Source organism: Paenibacillus ihumii, from assembly GCF_001403875.1.
GTDB classification, from domain to species: Bacteria; Bacillota; Bacilli; order Paenibacillales; family Paenibacillaceae; genus Fontibacillus; species Fontibacillus ihumii.
Map to the genome: position 1 here is coordinate 177,033 of NZ_LN884299.1, position 19,483 is coordinate 196,515.

Annotated in this window: 19 protein-coding genes, 1 tRNA gene and 1 riboswitch; of the genes, 6 read left to right on the forward strand and 14 right to left on the reverse strand. The window is 48.1% G+C overall.

All coding sequences use genetic code 11. The annotated features are described in order from the left end of the window. Positions 1 to 49: 49 nt before the first annotated feature. Both BN2762_RS08700 and BN2762_RS08705 read right to left on the reverse strand, forming a co-directional pair. Positions 50 to 1,702: a DUF4179 domain-containing protein gene (locus BN2762_RS08700; protein ID WP_055106636.1), complete on the reverse strand. Its 1,653-nt coding sequence runs from the start codon at positions 1,700 to 1,702 to the stop codon at positions 50 to 52. Then, complete coding sequence (locus BN2762_RS08705) at positions 1,675 to 2,223, reverse strand: RNA polymerase sigma factor (RefSeq protein WP_055106637.1); 549 nt, start codon at positions 2,221 to 2,223, stop codon at positions 1,675 to 1,677. Before BN2762_RS08705 ends, BN2762_RS08700 begins: the two co-directional genes overlap by 28 nt. Before the next feature lie 291 nt (positions 2,224 to 2,514). Here BN2762_RS08705 and BN2762_RS27580 point away from each other — a divergent pair, with 291 nt between their 5' ends. Continuing rightward, positions 2,515 to 2,955 (forward strand): hypothetical protein, encoded by a 441-nt coding sequence (locus BN2762_RS27580; RefSeq protein WP_230202462.1) that lies wholly within the window; start codon positions 2,515 to 2,517, stop codon positions 2,953 to 2,955. 142 nt (positions 2,956 to 3,097) lie between these two features. On the opposite strand, the gene BN2762_RS08715 is transcribed toward BN2762_RS27580, so the two are convergent. Then, positions 3,098 to 4,795: a cellulase family glycosylhydrolase gene (locus tag BN2762_RS08715; protein WP_055106638.1), complete on the reverse strand. Its 1,698-nt coding sequence runs from the start codon at positions 4,793 to 4,795 to the stop codon at positions 3,098 to 3,100. A gap of 250 nt (positions 4,796 to 5,045) precedes the next feature. Then, on the reverse strand, positions 5,046 to 6,527 hold the full coding sequence (locus BN2762_RS08720; RefSeq protein WP_055106639.1) for a chitinase: 1,482 nt from the start codon (positions 6,525 to 6,527) through the stop codon (positions 5,046 to 5,048). A 480-nt stretch (positions 6,528 to 7,007) separates the two neighbouring features. Here BN2762_RS08720 and BN2762_RS27585 point away from each other — a divergent pair, with 480 nt between their 5' ends. Beyond that, complete coding sequence (locus BN2762_RS27585) at positions 7,008 to 7,163, forward strand: hypothetical protein (protein WP_222861043.1); 156 nt, start codon at positions 7,008 to 7,010, stop codon at positions 7,161 to 7,163. 95 nt (positions 7,164 to 7,258) lie between these two features. Here BN2762_RS27585 and BN2762_RS08730 read toward each other — a convergent pair whose 3' ends face one another. Continuing rightward, the gene (locus BN2762_RS08730; protein WP_055106641.1) at positions 7,259 to 8,020 is read right to left on the reverse strand and encodes a metal-dependent hydrolase; all 762 of its coding nucleotides are present in this window, start codon (positions 8,018 to 8,020) and stop codon (positions 7,259 to 7,261) included. 308 nt (positions 8,021 to 8,328) lie between these two features. Beyond that, positions 8,329 to 9,339 (reverse strand): alpha/beta fold hydrolase, encoded by a 1,011-nt coding sequence (locus BN2762_RS08735; protein ID WP_055106642.1) that lies wholly within the window; start codon positions 9,337 to 9,339, stop codon positions 8,329 to 8,331. A gap of 135 nt (positions 9,340 to 9,474) precedes the next feature. Between BN2762_RS08735 and BN2762_RS08740 the strand changes: the two genes are divergently transcribed. Then, the gene (locus tag BN2762_RS08740; RefSeq protein WP_055106643.1) at positions 9,475 to 10,380 is read left to right on the forward strand and encodes a LysR family transcriptional regulator; all 906 of its coding nucleotides are present in this window, start codon (positions 9,475 to 9,477) and stop codon (positions 10,378 to 10,380) included. A 423-nt stretch (positions 10,381 to 10,803) separates the two neighbouring features. On the opposite strand, the gene BN2762_RS26825 is transcribed toward BN2762_RS08740, so the two are convergent. Beyond that, on the reverse strand, positions 10,804 to 11,097 hold the full coding sequence (locus BN2762_RS26825) for a hypothetical protein (protein ID WP_222861044.1): 294 nt from the start codon (positions 11,095 to 11,097) through the stop codon (positions 10,804 to 10,806). Positions 11,098 to 11,141: 44 nt separating this feature from the next. On the opposite strand from BN2762_RS26825, the gene BN2762_RS26830 reads away from it, so the two are divergent. Next, complete coding sequence (locus BN2762_RS26830; RefSeq protein ID WP_222861045.1) at positions 11,142 to 11,534, forward strand: hypothetical protein; 393 nt, start codon at positions 11,142 to 11,144, stop codon at positions 11,532 to 11,534. Positions 11,535 to 11,733: 199 nt separating this feature from the next. Here the strand turns inward: BN2762_RS26830 and BN2762_RS27590 are convergent, their stop codons facing one another. Beyond that, complete coding sequence (locus BN2762_RS27590) at positions 11,734 to 11,823, reverse strand: putative holin-like toxin (protein ID WP_222861046.1); 90 nt, start codon at positions 11,821 to 11,823, stop codon at positions 11,734 to 11,736. A 79-nt stretch (positions 11,824 to 11,902) separates the two neighbouring features. Between BN2762_RS27590 and BN2762_RS08750 the strand changes: the two genes are divergently transcribed. Further along, on the forward strand, positions 11,903 to 12,460 hold the full coding sequence (locus BN2762_RS08750) for a hypothetical protein (protein WP_055106645.1): 558 nt from the start codon (positions 11,903 to 11,905) through the stop codon (positions 12,458 to 12,460). Positions 12,461 to 12,581: 121 nt separating this feature from the next. Here BN2762_RS08750 and BN2762_RS08755 read toward each other — a convergent pair. From BN2762_RS08755 to BN2762_RS08780, 6 genes are all read right to left on the reverse strand, one after another. Further along, a tRNA-Thr gene (locus BN2762_RS08755) sits at positions 12,582 to 12,654 on the reverse strand. Positions 12,655 to 12,731: 77 nt separating this feature from the next. Then, the gene (locus BN2762_RS08760) at positions 12,732 to 13,034 is read right to left on the reverse strand and encodes an MTH1187 family thiamine-binding protein (protein ID WP_055106646.1); all 303 of its coding nucleotides are present in this window, start codon (positions 13,032 to 13,034) and stop codon (positions 12,732 to 12,734) included. A gap of 269 nt (positions 13,035 to 13,303) precedes the next feature. After that, positions 13,304 to 14,104, reverse strand: coding sequence for a PHP domain-containing protein (locus tag BN2762_RS08765; protein ID WP_055106647.1), 801 nt, complete (start codon positions 14,102 to 14,104; stop codon positions 13,304 to 13,306). A 43-nt stretch (positions 14,105 to 14,147) separates the two neighbouring features. Continuing rightward, positions 14,148 to 14,972 carry an energy-coupling factor transporter transmembrane component T family protein gene (locus tag BN2762_RS08770; RefSeq protein ID WP_055106648.1) on the reverse strand — a complete coding sequence of 275 codons (825 nt, stop codon included), beginning with the start codon at positions 14,970 to 14,972 and terminating at the stop codon, positions 14,148 to 14,150. Further along, on the reverse strand, positions 14,956 to 17,052 hold the full coding sequence (locus BN2762_RS08775; RefSeq protein ID WP_055106649.1) for an ABC transporter ATP-binding protein: 2,097 nt from the start codon (positions 17,050 to 17,052) through the stop codon (positions 14,956 to 14,958). The genes BN2762_RS08770 and BN2762_RS08775 overlap by 17 nt, the downstream gene beginning before the upstream one ends. Positions 17,053 to 17,072: 20 nt before the next feature. Beyond that, positions 17,073 to 17,945, reverse strand: coding sequence for a DUF8171 family membrane protein (locus BN2762_RS08780; protein WP_055106650.1), 873 nt, complete (start codon positions 17,943 to 17,945; stop codon positions 17,073 to 17,075). Positions 17,946 to 18,133: 188 nt separating this feature from the next. On the opposite strand from BN2762_RS08780, the gene BN2762_RS08785 reads away from it, so the two are divergent. Next, the gene (locus BN2762_RS08785) at positions 18,134 to 18,985 is read left to right on the forward strand and encodes a MurR/RpiR family transcriptional regulator (protein WP_230202463.1); all 852 of its coding nucleotides are present in this window, start codon (positions 18,134 to 18,136) and stop codon (positions 18,983 to 18,985) included. 138 nt (positions 18,986 to 19,123) lie between these two features. Beyond that, positions 19,124 to 19,358: riboswitch (cobalamin riboswitch) on the forward strand. Positions 19,359 to 19,483 lie beyond the last annotated feature (125 nt).

A 19,483-nucleotide genomic window follows, 5' to 3' on the forward strand; every position in this document is an offset into this window, starting at 1 on the left:
CTAACCATGGAAATCACTTCACAATCGATTGGTGGTCTTAAGAACTAACTTATTGTGCCTTATTCAATTGCACCTCTATATCCCGTTCAGGATCAAAGAAGCTGTAGAAGCCAGGGTTTAACTCCAAGCTCCCCGATAGCTCCAAATTTTTGTAACGTTCAACCTTTTTCCCCGATTGATTAGGGCCGCTAGCAACCATTACAGGATAGATCTCTTCCCCTGCCGTTCGCAGCACGGATTGGTTGATCACCTTAAAACGAGGCGAGTCCGATTCCGATTCTACAATGAGGTCTTCGCCATCCATATAGTAAGTAAATTGCACGAGAAAATCCTCGACTTCCAATTCCACATACTGCTTCTCATGGTTGGGTTGCTTGAGGGGTGCCCAATTTTTAGTGAGATCCCGCTTCGTGACTACCGCATCCTTCAATATTAATTGCAGAGAGGCCTGACCCCAATCCTTATACCACTCCGGTGATTCAAACTGATAGACATGCCGATAGCTGCTTGAATCGCCGCCTAGAATATTAAAGCCTCCGCTGATCTCTTTACCGTCCACAGCGAGCCGTACCGTATTATACCAAACGCTGCCCTCCTTCATGCGTTCCATGGACTGATCCTCCGTATAACCGACTTGAATCTCCAGCGGCGTAATAACCAGCTGCCGCAATGATTTACCCGTTATACGCTCAAGCTCGGAATCCGCCTGAAGTTTGCTGGATAGCAGAGCTTCGGCAGCTTTTTTGCCGTCCACTTCAAAATCAAATTTCCAGCTGCCTTCCACTCGATTGGCCTCATCCAAATATCGAAGGAAAAATTCCGCCTCCTCCCACTCCTGCTCGGAAAGGTCAAACTCCTGTTGAATGAGCAGTCCGGGACCCTTAAAAGGAAGAATTGTCCGAACGCCTTGAACGGTTCCTCCTGTGCTCGTCTTCAGGATAAGATGCGGATCCTGGCGTTCCGGGTTTGCTCCCGAGGTTATAACGTTGTAACGAACCATGATCTGTCCATCCGCTGGCTTTACAGATTCGATCTTCAAGCTTGGATCAAGCTTGGCTTCCGCAGCTCTCATTGTTCCCGAGTGAGGGTCCAGCTTTAGAGCCACCTCTTTATACTGGTAAAATACAAGGGATTCTGCTGTTAAAGCGTAGCTTTTCTTCTTTTTCTGCAGCTGATGCCGCGCCTCATAAATGCCAAGCAGCCTGCCGCTTTGCTCATCCAATTGTAGCTGTCCCTGCAGAGGAAGATCCTGGCCGGAAGAACTTAGCAGGCGGATATGTTCAAATTCCACAGCATCGTATGCGTTGCTGGCCTGATCGGCGTCCAATGAGAGAAGCAGCTTCATTCTCTCATCATCCGCTACAACGCCATGAAGATTCATCTTCACGCCTTCGCTTGTCGCCTGCTTGTCATAACGCTGTCCATAACCCTGATCTATAGCAGCTGTTATGCTCTTTCCGCCACTCAGCTCGCTCCAATTCAGCGCGACTCCTGCAAACACGGGAACAGCGATAAACAGGAAGCAGAAGGCCATAATCGCCGCAGGAACCCAACGTTTATTAAATCTTCCGGCAGAATCGAACGATGGCTCCCTTCTCCGCTTAGAAGCCTCGCGTTCAATGACCGTCCACATCGCATCATAATCCGGCGCAGGCTCTCGCTGCAGATGCTGCCTTATTTCATTTTCACGGAACTGCTCCATCCCAAATCCTCTCCTCTTTCTTTTTGTTTTGGTTTGTCTGTAGATCCCGCCATTTGCCGCAGCAATCCCAGCCCCCGGTTCAGCCTGGATTTGACCGTTCCTTCAGGGATATGGATCACCCTGGAGATCTCCGGAATCGTCAGCTCGTTAACATATCGTAAAATGATGACGATGCGGATCTTCTCCGGAAGCTGACTGAACAGCTCATAGAAAGCGGATCTTGTCTCCCGCTGATCATAGCTTTCTTCGACGATATTCGAAATCCGGGGACGGGAGAGCAGATAGGCGAGGGTTTCCTTGGCCCACCCTTTTTTACGTCTTTTAAGCAAGCTGTTGCATTCATTTGACGCGATTCTCAGGAGCCAGGGCCTGAGCTCGCGAACCTGCGATCTATCGGCGAGAATCGCTTTAACGAACACTTCTTGGCATACGTCCTCAGCATCACCGCGATTTTGCAGCATGTAATAGCAGAGACGATACACTTGCTCCTTATAGGCCTCGAACAGCTCGCGGTCGTTCACCTTCGTAAGCACCTCCTCGCTTGGGTCTCGATAACTATGACCGTTATGAGGTCAGAATCGTTCACTTTTATTAAAAGATTCATCGAAGAAGAGGTTTACGCCTCTGCTCCCTATTTTTCAAATATTAGTAATATCTTGTCCACCACAAATATAGTATAATAGATTAGGAAACAAACGTTCTTATTTGCTGCTCATTTTACTGAGAAAGGCATGATTCAGGCTGTTGCCTGCAAATATTAGAGGAAGGCTTCCCCAGCCGATGGGGAGAATAAATTAGTGAGGTGCAAGCTCATGATTGACCAGAAGCTAGATCTCATCTTAGATGAACTTAAGGAAATTAAAGCAGTCCAAGCCAGCCAGGGTGAACAGCTAAAGAGTCACGATCAGCAATTCAAAGAGATTCGAGAGCAACTGACAAACCATGATCAGCAGTTCAAAGAGATCAAAGAACAACTTAATGAGCAGAGTGAGCAGTTAAGAGACCACAATGTTCAATTAAACAGCCATAGCGAGCACATCCAGCAGTTGATTCATATTGTTGCTGCCACAAATACAAAGGTAGAAGAGCTAACGGATCATATGAACCAAGTCCGCGAGGATGTATCTGAACTTAAAACTAATCAGCAAACCGTTCTCCAAACCCAGCAGGAGCATGAGAAAATACTCGAAAGATTATCCATCCGTTCCGTTACGCATGAAGCGGATATTGCCGAACTGAGACGAGCTAAATAAATTGCTGACGCTTTGCATAAACTTCCTTAACATAACGAAGCCCCGGCCAGCTGGCCGGGGCTTCATTTCTGTTTAATTCGAAGTAACTGGATTAAGGTAATAATAAATTAGGCAGTATATCGATCCTTTTTTCCAAGCTCGCTTAGGATGCCGTACCTGTCACGGTTGAACCGCTTTTTTGAATCGTATAATTGACGATCTCCCCACTCCAGAAGTGGAATCTGAGCGTTACGGCGCCGTCATTTACTTCGTTAAAGAAAGCTGGCTGTAATTTGATTTTTCCCTCACTATACACCGGGCTGAAGGTGGTCTCAAATTCTTTATAGGAGGTCCAGTTATGCGGGCCGGCATTGCCGCCGTTCACATAGACCGCTTCCATCGTGGCGAGCTGATCGCCATTGAATACCGTTGGAATTGAAAAGGAAGAAGTCGTGCCCGTCGCACTACTCAGCTTGGGGGTGCTGTAGAGCACTACATTAAACTTCCAATCGGCGCCTTTATTGAATTTTGCCACGATCGTCGCATTAACCCCCAATTTCCCCGAGGACGTGAGCTTACCCAGCAGGCTCGCTTTAAAAGTCAATGTACTTCCGTTCAAGGTATAGTCCGTACCTGAACTCAGCGTTGCTCCGTTCACGGAAAGTGATGTTAACGTATTTCCGTTAAGATGGAGCTGAACCGGAGTATCTTTAATTGTTGTACCTTGCTTTACATGAATCAGGTCGCTGGCAGCCGTGGATGAACGCCCCGTCCAACTGGCCTTGATCATATGAAACAAATCCGGATCAGACCACTTGAAGCTCGTTCGGTTAAAGTGCTGTCCGTTATCCCACAGCATAGTAGAGATGCTTTTCTGCTTCACATAGTAGGCAAAGAACTCAAAAAACTTTAATTTCTCTCCCTGTTCAATAACACCTGTATGCTTATCAAATCCAAGCAATCCATATTCGCCGACAATCACCGGAATTCCCTTTGCTACAAAAGTGTTATATACATTATCGAAGGTCGTTATAATATCATTTTGTGTTTCCGCATCAAATTTAGTATGCCCTGCGATATTTACGCTAAATGGCCAAAATCCATAAAAATGAACTGTAGCCATGATATTCTGATCATTCAGCTTGGAGATCGTATTGTAAAGTGCCGTCATTCTCTCCTGAGAAGGAGAGGCTTCCAGGGTCGACAGGACAAGCGGACGAGTAGCGTTTTGACCGCCAGAGTTTCTGACAATGTTGTAAAAGGAGACGTTGAGCTCATCCAGCATTTTTTGCTGTTTTCCTTCATCGGTCGTTCCGCCATCCGTAAAGCGGGGCTCGTTGACGCTCTCGAACATCAGCTTGTCTGGGCTGTTCTTGAATTTATTGGCGATTTGCGTCCAAATGGCATTATAGCGGGCCAGTACTTGATCATGCTGGGTCTCCATTTTGCTGATCCATAGCCATGAATCATGATGAATATTGATCATGACATAGAGGTTGGCGTCCAAAGCCCACTGTACAACCTCATGCACCCGCTCCAGATACGCTGCTTCAATCTGATAATGTGGCGCTGCACCGATATGGGCATCCCAGGTGACCGGAATCCGTATGCTTTTATAGCCTTGGGCCGCGATATTCTGAATGAGTTCCTTGGTAACACGCGGATTGCCCCATGCCGTCTCATCCGCACCGACAGCGTCCAGAGAATTGCCAAGGTTCCATCCAGGCTGCATCGCTTCAACATAAGACTGCATTGCACTTTTAGGAGCAGCGGCAAAAGCGGCATTTGGAACAGCAGCGGCCAATAGCGCGATAACGATGGCCAGCGAGAGAAAAACCTTCCTGCTTCTACGTTTTTTCATCTGAATTCTCCTTTACCCTTATTAGTAAATTACATATCTTGGAATGAAAGCGGTTTCGATAACTAATTTATCACATTTTCTATAGGGCAGGCACCACAATAATTAGAGAATAAATCATATGTAAATTAGCAATCCCTGGCTTTCTCGCCAAAGTGAAATAAGATGAAACAAGCTGAATCCAAATTCCCCCTAAAAAAGTAACAAAGCCCCGATCGAAAAGACCGAGGCTCTGTTACTATGTTCGGAATATTTAAGGAAGGGAATTCAAGAAGGGCTTGACCGTATTGGCTAAGCTATAATTCGTAGTCGCATCCCAGTTAATGGACCATGTCATGGCCCCCCGGATATCCGGGTATTTAGCAACCGGTTTGTAGTTTCCACAGCCGTTGCCGGTGGCCAGGCAGTTCAGCGCGTTGTTAACAACCGTCGGGGAGACATACCCTCCGCCAGCCGCTGATGGCGTAGCCGGAACACCGATCCCTAATTGGGAAGGAGCCACCCATTGCAAGGACAAATCGGAAAGGGCGGTTAAGAAATCTACCGTGCCCTGCGAGTAGCATTTGCCGTCCCGTCCCAGCATGCATCCAGAATTGTAATATTGCACATTAATAACGGAGGTAATATCCTTCAGGTTATTATAGAGCTGCATATAGGATGTATTCGGATTCTGCATGTCGATCGTCTGCGGGGCCATCGTCAGGATAAAGTCGCTTCCGACCCTTTGCTGCAGCTGACGAATGGCATTGGTTAAGTTCGTTACATTCATGCCATGCTCCAGGTCGATGTCCACGCCATCCAGTCCAAATTGAGTAATGATGCCATACATGCTTTCTACGAAATTCGTCACATTTGGAGAGGCGCTATTTAAGTTAATATTGCCCTTCTCCCCGCCAATGGAAATAATAACCTTCTTCCCTTGCGCGCGTTTACTCTGAATATCCGCAATCAGATCTGCATTCGAATATCCTCCTAAAGCCGTGGACAATGAAGGATCTACACTGAATGTAACTCCGCCTGGCTTGGCAGGATCCATTTCCGCAAACGACAATACAATAATGTCATATTGGCTCGGTACATCTCTTACTTTCAAATTGCTGGAGTTGTTTATAAAGTTATGCCAGTATCCAGTCAGGGTATGCTTTGGCAGCTGGCCTCCAGCACCGCCGTCATTTCCTGTCGTCGTCGTCACGCTGATAACCGCGCTGTCCGGGGAACGATTCCCAGCAGCATCCTTGGCCACGACCTTGAAGGAATAAGTCGTCCCGGCAGTAAGCCCCGTAACAGTAGCTGTTGTACCCGTTACGGATAAAACTACTGACGAGCCTTGATACACTTCATACCCAGTTACGCCTACATTGTCGGTAGACGCAGACCAGGTCAAGGTTACGCTGGATGACGTGACGCCACTCGCCGTTAAATTCGCGGGGGCTGTCGGCGCCACGGTGTCGCTGCCTTCTCCTCCGTCACCGCCTCCATCTTTGACCAGCTCCCATAAAGCCGGAACATTAGGCGGCTCCCATCCATTTAGTGAGGTATGGGACTGAACTGTCCGATAGGTCTTCCCCCCATACGTCGCCGTATCGTTTATTGCGTAGGACACATTTGGCGCCCAAGCGCCACGATCGGCGGCCGCAGCGGTTAAAGGCAGCAGGCCGATCAGCATAACAAAGACCAGCAGCAACGGTACAACTCTTCCTGGCTTGCCCAGCATGCCAAATAAACTTTTCTTCATAAAATAAAACCCCTCCTCATGAAATGTCAGTAAGGTTTCTGTCTCTCCACGTTACAACGAAACATCACCTCCCCTCATATTTATGGTAGCGTTTACATTATTGGCAGCGAAATTGCTTGGCTCAAATGATCCATAGCATTCTGCATTCATAGATTCATAAGCCTTCGCCCTTCCAAACATTATAACGTTATATACATAATCTATATGGTATGTAAATAATTCTCAATAGATCGGAGGGATTATTTTTTTGCGGATACGTCTAACAAGGGGAAGAACCTTGGCCCTTTACGACTAGCCCAATTCCATTAGGTCAAGTGTCACAGATGATTTATCGCCCATAAGATAAAATAATTACCCGCCGAAAGGAGAAAAAAGCAATGACACTGGATAGCTACAGTCAACCAACCCAGCAAAGGGATCCACAGTCCTATTCTAGTTGGCACGGACATCACCCTTATTATCATCACTATGGGCAACAACATGGCCATCACCATGGCCACCATTATGTGCATCACCATCATCACTACCATCACCATTACCACCATATGGAAAGAGCACAGCAAACTTCGCAACGATAGTTTAAACAAAGAAGACAAAAACAAAGGCGAGAATAGCTCCGCCCGGATGATATGCTGAATATCTCCTCCGCAGCGTTACTTTCTCGCCTTGTTATCCCTAATCCACCAACATTCTTTACGCAGCCCATAAGTTAGAATAAGAACAATAGTTATTCAAAAATAGAGTACAGCCCCATAAAATATCCAGATCGCGATGGCAACTAACTGACACAGCTTAGAAATCATTCGCTCGGCTGCTCCTCCGTTATTGAACAAACGAAGAGCTATTTTAAACTTCGGAACAAACAAGGAACGTATCCCGTCACTCCCAAAAATATCTCCAAATAAATGAGACCACCAGCCCGCGATAAACCCTAGACAGCTTGCCATAACCAGTCCCGGATGCTGACTGCCAAAGACGAAGAGTCCCAAACTTAGGACAATTGCAAATTCTGGAGAATGAATGATCCAACGGTGTTTTACGAACGGCATGATGAATAGAGCAATTCCTGTAAATAAGGCTATCCAGTGCCAGTCGTACATGGCATACCCAATCAGCATCAAAGCACCGCTAGCAATAAGTATAATCGTCCTAAGCCTTGCCAAGCTGCCAGCCATAATACCGGCGCCAATCCAAATCGCACCGACTTGTATGGAGTAGCCTAGCAGGATCCATACGCATCCTATAAATAGGAATATCCCTGACAATGCCCGCATGAGCTTTCTCTTCCCCGATGACAGCTGGAGCTTTTGGCTCGCCGTGCTCGTTTTATGATCCAAATCAGGGGCAAGTCCGCCCATGATCGAAGCTGCGCATATCACTCCTCCGAAGCCAATAACCTCCAAAGTGGTACTCATCGGGGAAGCCGATAGGGCAGCTACAGAAGTAGCCGATCCCGCAAGTAAGGCTAATGCAGTATGCCCCTGTCTATTCAATTGTCATCACACCCCTTCCGGCTTGCTGACTGTATCCTGCTGTCGTTGAAATACCGCGGGATGATAGCACAAACAAGAACGTATGTTTCTATATTAACTCAGACATATCACCTTATTCAAGGTAAAAAAAGACCACCTAGGCTATAACCGAGGTGGTCGCTTATATTTCACCAGCTAATTTGAATTCCTCTTTCAACAGCGTTTGATACTCACACTACCTACGACACTAGATCTCCCATCAATAAAAACTTGTTCTATTGCATTAGAAAATCTAATCCTCTTCACCGACAACGCTTTTATATCCAACCTCATCGCATCGCCACCAAGCGCTTTAGGTTGTCATCAATAAATTGATTATCGGCGCTGTTGATTCCGCGGCCGGCAAAGTGGCCCCAGATCGACTCGATCGGACGAAACACAGCATTAGGCATACGCCTAGCCTCGTATTCGTTATCGTCTGCCGCACAGAAAAGATCCGTGCTTCCTGGCATGACACAGGCCAGCGCTTTAATGCTTCTGAGCGCCTTATCGAAATCTCCGTTATAGGCGGGGTTTGCACTGATATCTGCATTTTGCCCTGTCCATAGCATGGCTAGTACATTGTGCGGATCCATCTGCATAAAGCTATTTTCCCAGACGCCAACGATAAAATCGGCCAATGAGTCAAATCCCAGCTCACGATAAAGCTCCTCTCTATAAAACGCCTGAGATACACCCCACCCTGCGTAGACACGGCCAACGGCGCGCATGTCTTCAGAGGTCAATTGGTTTAGTCGACTTGAATCGAAACGGACTGCAGCCATAAGCGCAGCTCTCATTCCATCCAGAACCACATTCGTGTGGGGCCAAGTCTTGGCTATCCCGGCAAAAGGTGCAATTCGTTCCACCATGTCGGGATAACTTGCCCCCCATTGGAATGCTTGAATGCCTCCCATTGACCATCCAACAACAAGCGCGATCTTGCGAATGCCGAATTTTTCGGTCAACAGCCGATGCTGGAATTGAACGTTGTCATAGATCGTTACCTGCGGAAAATTGCCCCTATCGAATGGGGGCGGCGTATTCGTAGGAGACGAAGACAATCCGTTGCCCAGCAGATTAGGAACGATAATGAAATATTTTCCCGGATCTAGTGCCATGCCGTTTCCAATCAACCATTCATTCTGAACATGCGTGTCGCCAAACGCAGTTGGATAGACGATGACATTATCTTTCTGTTCATTCAGCCTGCCATAAGTTTTATACGCAAGAAACGCGCTCGGCAGCGTCACTCCGGATTGCAAGGTTACATCGCCCAAGTCAAAAATCTCATAATCCATCGTATTGTCTCTCCCTTCAAAAATGAAACCATATATTTAATTCTTGCTGTTAGTATAGTCCTGTGATACTCTCAAAAAAAGTGAATGAAATTGATAACAATATTCAATAATATTGAAAACAAAGGGGATCGTATGATGGAACTGCGCCAACTGATTACTTTCCGCACGGTGGCATCTACTTTAAATTTCAGCCGGGCTGCGGAAGTGCTGAATTACGTCCCTTCCAACGTCACGATGCAAATCAAAGCATTGGAGGATGAGCTTGGGGTTCGTCTCTTTGACCGCTTGGGCAAGCAGCTCGTTCTCACAACGGCGGGGAAACGCTTTTTAACACATATCCAAGGAGTCTTGGACAAATTGGACGAAGCGTGCAGCGTCGTTCATGACAATGAAAATTTAACCGGAACCCTTACGGTAAGTGCCAATGAGGTTATTTGCGCCTACCGGCTTCCCGCTGTCTTTCAACGGTTTCGTTCGCAGTATCCGGGAGTTCGTCTGATCTTCCGCTCCGTTCCCAATCAAGAGCTCAAGCAGACACTCTTTGAGGGGACTGCGGATGTCGTCTTCATGTTGGACGAACGCATTCGTTCGAGCGGACTTGCCGTGGAGCCGCTGGTGGAAGAAGCCTTCCGCCTTTTTGCTGCACCAGACCACCCGCTCGCGAAACGAACTGTGCTGCAGCTGGAGGATTTTCACGGACAAGTATTCCTGACGAATGAGAAGGGTTGCCCCTATCGAACGATGTTCGACCGGTCATTTGAGAGAGAGGGCATTGACAGCATTACTTATTTAGAGTTTCAAAGTGCCGAAGCGATTAAACAATGTGCCATTTCGGGAATCGGGATTGCCTTTCTTCCAGAAATCGTAGCGAAAGCTGAAGTGGAGCGGGGCGAGCTCATTGCCCTTCCATGGCAAATTCCTGACCTGCACGTCTATACTCAGATGTCATGGCATAAGGACAAGTGGCTTTCACCCATCATCTTATCTTTCATAGAAGCAGCAAGGGAGGTTCTCGCTACAGAGGGGGAGATAATGTTATGACATGATTTATATGTTTTTTATCACATTTGGACTTGTAATAGTTGGGTGCATTCAAGATAAGATTAATGGTAATAACCAACATAATACGCCCAAACGATTTATGAAAAATGTGTGAGAGATTATAAAGCGTCTGGAACGGCTCTGATATTGAATTGGATATATTTATCGATAACGATCCTCACTTCGCTTCCATCTGGATTGGGGATTTTTCTTGCGTCCTGCCAGGCTCGGCTTATCTCTCCCGGATGCTTAATTAGGCTTCTACGTATAGGTTGTACCTTACATAGGAACCTAAAGACAACTGGCTTTGCCCTTCCTTCGGTTGGATCAACAACTATAATGATGTGTGCCTCTAGACACACAAAATAAAAAAGCCGCTCCTATTGGTGCGGCTAAAATTCCGACTATATTTCAACAATAACCTCAATTTATTACCTCGGGTTTAAAGTATATTAAAATTCCCAGGGTAACTCCTTTAGTTTGATTACTCTTAGCATAACCATCGATTCCCATTCCGTTTTCTAAATTTGAAATAGTTACAATTGATTTAGCAGTAACATTACTCCTAATACTGGTAATTTCATTTTCTGAGTAACTTTTTAACACATGATACTTCTCAGCATCGTAAGTAATTGTGTTTTCTGATACATATGCATTATGACAGTGAATCGACATTGATAGTTGCATATCCAGTATTCTAAAAGGTAAGCTAATCACAAAATCTCAAAAATTAGAAATAACAGTCCCATATTTTTAATATCTTGTTACTTGTCCATAATTTGTTATTTATTACTGGGTGTCAAACATCAAATAAATTAATTGAATTAGAGGGGGAAGGAAATCACTGGAAGGCTAAGTTCACCGTTACAGAACTGAACAAAACCGATAACGAATCTAAACAACCAAATTATACAATACAACCACATATCAAATGTTCAGATAAATCACTAATATTATATAAAGCATCTTATGAGGTATATGTCGCTGACCAAATGATATTAAGCGGAGAAATGAAGAGCCCAGAGGGGAAAAAGGAGGTCGAATTCTCTCCAGTATCCGACAGCTACTTCGCACCTAAAATCGGTGATGAAATAACCGTTAAAATAAAGTGGAATGAAACAAATGAAGAAGAAATTGTTATGAACGTTGAATAAAAAATATTTATTAACTTTGAGCTCCAAACACATTAAATGGAACTCTCAGGTTGAGGTATAGTTAGGCTTATGCTGTGATAAAAATAGTTATGGCGCCGTGCAGCAACACGGCTCCCCGTACACTTGCCGCTTTAAAGAGCGGTCGGCTGCAGGATTTCATGCCATCGAAATAGACCGCAATCCTAATCCCTAGGGCGGTCTATTTCTTTGTGTTTTGATTAATCGCTACAACGATAGCCACAACCAGCATCAACAGAGCAATAATAAGCCCTCCAGAGCTGATGATCATCCAATGCGTCCTCCTTTAATTGTAAATTCATGTGATAGAATATAAGTAGATTGATATTAAAAAAAGGAGTAAATGTAAGTTGAGTAAACCTGAGATGTATATAAGTTTAGTTGTGGGACCAAATTGTGAAATGGAATCGTATGCTATAAGATCAGCACTTGAGTATTTTGGAGCAAGAGTTAATATTCATTGGATAGGTAGACCCAATGATCTTATTGATGTTCTATCTGGTGAAGAACTTGATCCTAAAGTGGACTACTTAATTTTAAATTTTCATGGAGATGAAGGCAGATTTTGTATGCCTGAACTTGATGAGGATGTTTATGAAAGTAATGAGCCAAGAGGAGATTTCTTTGGAGATCAGGAGGTTAAAAAATATACGAATTTAAAAGACATAACAGTTATAGGATCTGGTTGTACATTAGGCCTAGAACAGTTAGCCCACGCTTTTCTTGAATGTGGCTGTCATTCTTATATAGGTCCTGAAGATTACATAGATGGAAATGCTAATTTGATGTTCGTTACAAGGTTTATGTATGAAATTATAAATAATCGTAGAAGCCAGGAGGAAGCTTTTGAAAGGGCTAGATCAATTGATAAAGAAACTGCCATGTACAAATTGTATATGTCAAAATAAAGCTCGTAATTTTATTTCCCTCAACTAAAGGGTAGAACAATGGTAGACAAACACGATTTTTCACAAAAACAGCGCGGCCCCGAAAACCTCGGAAGCCGCGCTGCGCCTGACTTTAGCAAGATGCTGGTGAAGGGACTCGAACCCCCGACCTACGCATTACGAATGCGTTGCTCTACCAACTGAGCTACACCAGCACATTCACTAATTCATGTTGAAACAAAAATTATTATAACTCGATCTGAAAATTTTGCAAGCCCTCAAAATCAGGAATTTATTGCAGCTTCTCCTGGACTGAACGCAGCTTCTGTTCGGAGGAGCTCTCTTTATCGCGCCGATCGTCAATTTTGATCGAGGTGGACACCCGCTGGGCACCGGATTGAAACGGCGACTCATGAATCGCGCGAATCGCAGCAAATACGCTGTCCAACGGCCCTTCAATAATCGTGCTCATCGAAGTCAGCGTATATTGGATGCCTTCCTGCTTCTCTAATACCCTCTGCAGCTCTGCTACGTAGGGGCTTAAGCTAGTCGTCCCCGTCCCGATGGGAATTACCGTTACCTCTGCAATCGTCATGCTTCTCCCTCCTTCTTTTAATCACGTTCCATACTTTTTAAAGTAACATTCATTCTGCTTCTTATTGTAACAATTTATGCCCCTTCTTTTCAAATAAGCCGGCACGCCGCTACACCTCCGGCACCTTATCACGATATGCTTAGTGGAGTTGAGTTCAGGCCTCTCCCATACCCGAAAGAGGCCCAGCACCTTGCCCTGCTCTAATCTTACTTGCTTAAGCATTACTCTAATCTTTGCTCGCTCTCACCATTACTCTAAGCTTCGCCCGCTTACGCCATTTCCCCGAGCTCCGGCAAATCCCCGCCGTTCTCCTCGGAAGCAGCCAGCTCCTTCTTCAACAGCGCCTTGATCACATTCGCCGACCTCACCTTCGCATGCAGGCATGGCGAAATCTCAACCTGGTACGCCCCTCTCTGGATCAGGTCCCGTAATTCCTCCGCCGTCCCCGCTTCCCCATCAAAGCTATTAACGACGCTGCCGTACTGCATGAATTGATGCGTGTCGCTGCCTCCGACGACAGGACGCCCAAGGCGCTGCGCAAATTCGTCGATTCGAGCGCGGTATTCCTCCAAGCCCTGCGCATAAATATCCTTGCCGTTCAGATCAAAAGCGTCCAGACGCCGCAGCAGCTCATCCGGCAAATGATGCAGCGGCGTGCTGAGCCGGAAAGGATGCGCGCCGATGCGTAAAAAGCCCTGTCCTTCACTCCAATCCAGCAGCGACTGAAAATCGATAAACCGCCCCTTTTCCGTATAAGGCTCCAGTCTCCGCCTCAGCGCCAGCACCCGTTCCCGGTCTCCTATGATCAGGATATGCCCGGTCTCCTGAATATCTACTTCAATGCCGGGAAACACCTTGATCCCCTCGGCTAAATAATAGCCGCGCTCATAAGGATAATGGCGGTCCAGCACTTCATAAATATCCTCATACCGCCAGGTGTTGAAATGCTCCGTCATGGCGACGGCATCCAGCCCGTTTTTTCCCGCCTCGGCCATCATTTCCTTGAAATAAGCATGGCTGAAGGCCGTTTTCTTGGCAAGCTTGACATGGGTATGCAAATCTATTCTCATCGGGTTCTCCTTTGCTATAACAAGATTAATGTTCTGCATTCGTTTATATGCTAAATTGTGCCGCAAGGACATACAGCAGGACGACGTACAATCCTGATCCAAGCAGGAACACGGCATCACGGATGGTAAATTTCATATAAGACAGCTTGATTCTTTTGGCCTCCCGGGAATGGTAGGCGTAAGAGAAGCCTTTGGCCTCCAATGCTTCCACTGTTGTGCGCGTGCGTTTGGCAATGCTCAGAATTAACGGGTAAAAGGACAGCACCGCTATTTTCAAAAAATAAACGATGCTCCGCCAGTACAGCAGCCCATGCCTGCTTGGAGCCACGCCGCGCAGCCGGAACGACAGAAAAATATGATGGTATTCCTCCACCAGGCTGGGGAGCATCCGGTAGCCGTAAGCGATGCCAAACGACACCTGCTTGGGGACGCCGATGCGGAGCAGCCCGTCGCTCAGCTTCTCGGGGTCCATGGAGCAAAATACGGTAATGCTGGCCATCGAAATGACCGACAGCTTCATCGTCAGCTTCAGCAGGGGCATAATCGTCTCTCCACCCCCGCCGAACAGCCAGGACACAATGAACAGATACCCCGCCTGGCTCAATAAGCCGAGACAAAGGATGACTATAATAAGCGGACTCACCCGCGACATCATCGTCGTAACGGCCAGGAGCAGGAACATGCCGAGCAGCAGCACCTCGTTATGAATGAACCAAGGGGCAATGCCGAAGTACAAATACCAAAGAAACAGCGTCCGCGGATCCAGTCTGGCCAAAAACGTATTGCCGTTGCCGTAGGCCGTGTTAAGAAGCTCGATTTTGACCCCTTCCACCGACACACGGTCCATCAGCTTACGTACATACTCCATGCCTGGCCGCCCCCTTTCTCGATTCGTTCCAGCGCTGCGCAAATTCGTCCACGGTATAGCTCAGCGGCGACATGCCCAGCCTGCGGCTAAGCTCCAAAATCTGCGGCGCCCGAAGACCGGCCTGCTCCAGCAAACCGGCATCGCCGAACACCGATTCCCGCGTACCGTCCCGGATAATGTCGCCCTGATGCATTACGATAATCCGGTTGGCCCACTCCGCTACCAGTTGCATGTCATGAGTCGCCACAATGACGGTCTCCACATGCCGGTTCAACTGCTTGAGCAGGCGCGTGATATCCTTGCGGGTCGCAATATCGAGGTTCGCAGTAGGCTCGTCGAGCAGAATCACCGATGGATTCATCGCGACTCCAATCGCCAGCGAAGCGCGCCGCTGCTGACCGCCGCTCAGCAGCCGGCCGTCCCGATGCTGCAGCTCGGTTAGCCCGAAGCTCTCGAGTATGGCGTCTACCTTCTCCTTATATCCCTCCACGCGGCGAGCCTTGAGAAAGAATTCCACATCCTTGCGAATCGAATCCTCAATGAACATCTCCTCTGGATTTTGATAAATATAGGTCACGGTATTGGCGAGCTGCTCGGGCGCCGTTGCAGCCGTATCCATTCCTTTAACGACGATCCGGCCGCTTTCAGGCTTCGTTACCCCGGTGATTAGCCGCATGAAGGAGGATTTCCCCGCCCCGTTATTGCCTACCAGCGCGACTAAATCGCCCGTTCTAAACGTTGCGCTAACGTCACGCAGCACAACCTTCCGCTCCCGGCTTACCGTCCGATAGGAGAAGCGGACATGCTTGGCTTCAATGATCGGGGCAGCGTCTGTATTAGCGTCTGCGTTAATGCCCATGTCAACGTCTGTATTAGCGTCTGTGTTAACGTCTGTGTTAGCTTCAGTATTCCCGGACGTTACTCTCCGCTCCGGGCAGTTCGCTCCCTCCCCCGCCATTCCGGCCTTGCCAGTAGCAGCATTAGCTCCACTCACAGCCGCGATGTTTGAGGCATCCTTGATAGACGAGATGCCCGAAGCCTCCTTAATAGCTACAGCGCCAGCATCAGCAACATGACCGGCAGCAATTCCGATCAGCCCGGAGCGCTCCTTCTGTGGTTCCAGCGGTTCCAGCTGCTGCAGCCGCTGAAAGTAAGCCGCCGCCTCGTCAAGCGTAATCGGGTATGATGCCAGATGCGGCAAGCCAAGGCCGAAGCAGCCAAGATTAGGCTCACGATCGTCCATCCCGGCAGAATCCCGTTCCTGGATTTTAGCGAGCTCGGCGGCAGCCTGGGTGACCTGAGGCGGATAAATCTGGCTGGACCGCAGCTGCTCCAGCTCCAGAAGCGCTTCCTCGACCGGCTTCGACCATACGGCCCGGCCTTGATCCATCAGCACGACCTGCTTGCAGTACTCGGCAATAAACTCCGTATGATGCTCGATGACAATAATCGTCTTGCCGTGCTGCTCATTCAAGCGGCGTAACAACTCGTAGATATCCCTGGCATGACGCGGATCAAGCTGAGCGACCGGCTCATCGATGATCAGAATATCCGGGTCCAGGGAGACTGCTCCGGCGAGCGCCAGCTGATGCTTCTGCCCCCCGCTTAACTGCCAGATGAACTCCTTTGGATCGGCCGTAAGATCTACCAAGCGCAACGCCCGTTGACCGCGCTCCAGGTAATCCTCGAACCCGTAATTCAACGGAGCAAAGCTGGCGTCGTCCAGCACCGTTGGACGAATGAGCTGATTCTCGAAATCCTGGTATACGTAGCCGACATGCCGCGACAAACGGGCAACATCATGCTCCAAGGTCTGCAGCCCATTCACTTGAACGCTTCCCTCGAAATCCCCTACATAATAATGGGGGATTAGTCCATTCAGCGTTTTGCACAGCGTCGATTTCCCGCTGCCATTTCCGCCGATCACGGCGACGAAATCACCGCGCTTAATCTGCAAAGACACTCCGTTTAGTACCGGAGCCTCCGCACCCGGGTATGTAAAAGTCACGTTATCGATCATTGCGATCCAATCGGGCTCTGTCGTCTCCGCCTCCTGCAATAGAGTCCTGTCTTGATACATGCCCTAACCTCCAATATGCTTTAGATCCCGGTCTTTGCCGTACCCGATCGTTTTCCTTTCCGAACCAGCAGCCAAATCGTAAGGCATGCCACCGCGGTGGCAGCGCCGATGCTGACCCAGATGAACCAGCCGCCAATGCTCTCCAGGAAGTCGGCATCCCATTCAACGAGTGCCATATCCGATTCAGCCAGGAACTCGGCTGTAGCGGCCAGAACAGCCAGTATTATTGATACAACGATCAATCTGGGAGCAATAATTTCACCGAGTGAATATTTCATCTTATTATTTCTAGGCTTCATGCCGAGCAGCGGCTCGATTTTCCCATACAATCGCGGTACAAGATACAGTGTCGGCAGCAGCGCGAACAGAATGCCCGAGAACAGCACATCATTCAAAAAGGCCACTCCTTCAACCACTACCACGCTCTCCGCCAAGCCCGGCACCGCCTCGAACTCCTCCACACCAATCCATACCTTGGCGATATCGACCGCGCAGCTGATGAATTGGTGGATGATGACTCCCATCATCGCTGCGACGCCAACCTGCCTGCGATTCTGCGGATCGTTCACCAGCGTCCCGGCGATGAACATCGCCAGCGAGAAGCCGATGAACTTCTCCAGCTCGCCAAGCCCGCCGAATTGCCCCAGCATGATTTCGCCGAAAATCACTTCGCCCAGCGCCGCGCCAACAGCCGCGTAAAACGGATGGAACAAAATGCACAGCGTCAGCGGAATAAAAGCGAAATACTCGACGGACAGCTCGATCGGTCCCAGCCGAACCGAAGGAATCAGCTCGGTAATCATATTCGACAAACCATACAGCGACATCGACAGAATAAATACCATCATTTTTTGAGACTGGGTTAATACGTATCTTTGTCTTATTTGAGCCACTTACTTCCCCTCCTAGCTTTAGATAGCTCCACTATAGGAGGGAAGTATTAATGCAGCATCCCTATCATGTAAATCATTTGTAAAAATTCTTTCAAACATTTACTAGATGAAAAAAATATATCATTTCCTTCAAACGTTCGTTTCGGCGCCCGCAGGGATATGTTAATCTAAAGCTATCAATTCATCTGATGGGAAAGAGAGGCATCCGCATGAACTTGGACTGGAATTTAGAATCCTTGTCCCCGGGCCAATATAAAATTGCCGACTATATTCAGAAAAATCTGCAATCCGCCCTCTTTATGACCGAACAGGAAATCGCGGACATCTTGGGACTCAGCATCGCCTCCATATCAAGGTTTTGGCGTTCCGTAGGGTTCAAAAACATCAAAGATTTCAAAAATCAGCTTCGCGAGCATTTGGAAGTCACTCCTGCCGCCAAGATGAAGAACATCATGGATAAGGCCAATGCCGAATCCCTTCCCGGACAATTCCTTGCCTCCAGCATCGAGCATTTGGAGAGCACGCTGCAGCATTATTCCCAAGAGTCGTTTGAAGCGGCTGTAGAAGCGATCGTCACAGCGCGCAGAGTATATTTGTACGCCCCGGGTCCCTCGTCCGGACTAGCCGAGCTAATGCATTACCGTCTAAGCCGCTTCGGTCTGCCCATGCATCGCCTAGACCGCGGAGGCAGCGAGCTGTTCGAGGATCTGCTCCATATTACAGGCGAAGATATCGTTGTCCTTTTCGGCTTCGTCCGTCTGCTGCCGGAAGCCAAGGTGATCGTAGACCATGCCCGCGAATGCGGCTACCGTACGGTGCTCATTACCGATCGCCTCGTCTCGGACTTCTCGGCCCGAAGCGATGTTACGCTATATGCCAGCCGGGGGGAGATTTGGGAGTTCCACTCGATGATTGCCCCCACCTTTCTAATCGAGAACCTGATCGTCGCTGTCGGGATGAAAAACCAGGAGCACCATCTGCGCAAATTAGAGCAGCTGAACCAGCTGCGCAAAAAATACGACCAGGAGCTCCCGCGATAAATGTTCACAATTTTTCTTCATCCCCCACTCGCCGCGACAGGATTGCTTTCACCTGTTTTTTCATGTTTTTTCATCTCAATCTAGTGAAGAATCCTGTTTACAAACACTACATATTGGGGTAATGTTAGTTCCAGACAACCAAATATAGTGGAAACGGGTGATCCAGCCCTCAATACCAGGCTGGGGCTTAAAAGGGAAGTGCGGTGCAAATCCGCTGCGGTCCCGCCACTGTGACCGGACGCTGACGAGAGCTCACTCAGACTCCTTGCAGCGCTTCGCCGGCAGTTGGCCACTGCAGATGACCCCCATCTGCGGGAAGGCGTCAGCGAGGAAGTCCGGAAGCCAGGAGACCTGCCCGCTTCTGAATGACACCAGACGAACCTGCGAGGAACAGGCAGGTGTCCGCTTGCCGCTTACATACGCAGTCATACTGCGTCCATTTGGATGATGTGAGCATTTCTCCAGACGCGCATTCGGGCATTTCCAACCTTGCATGGT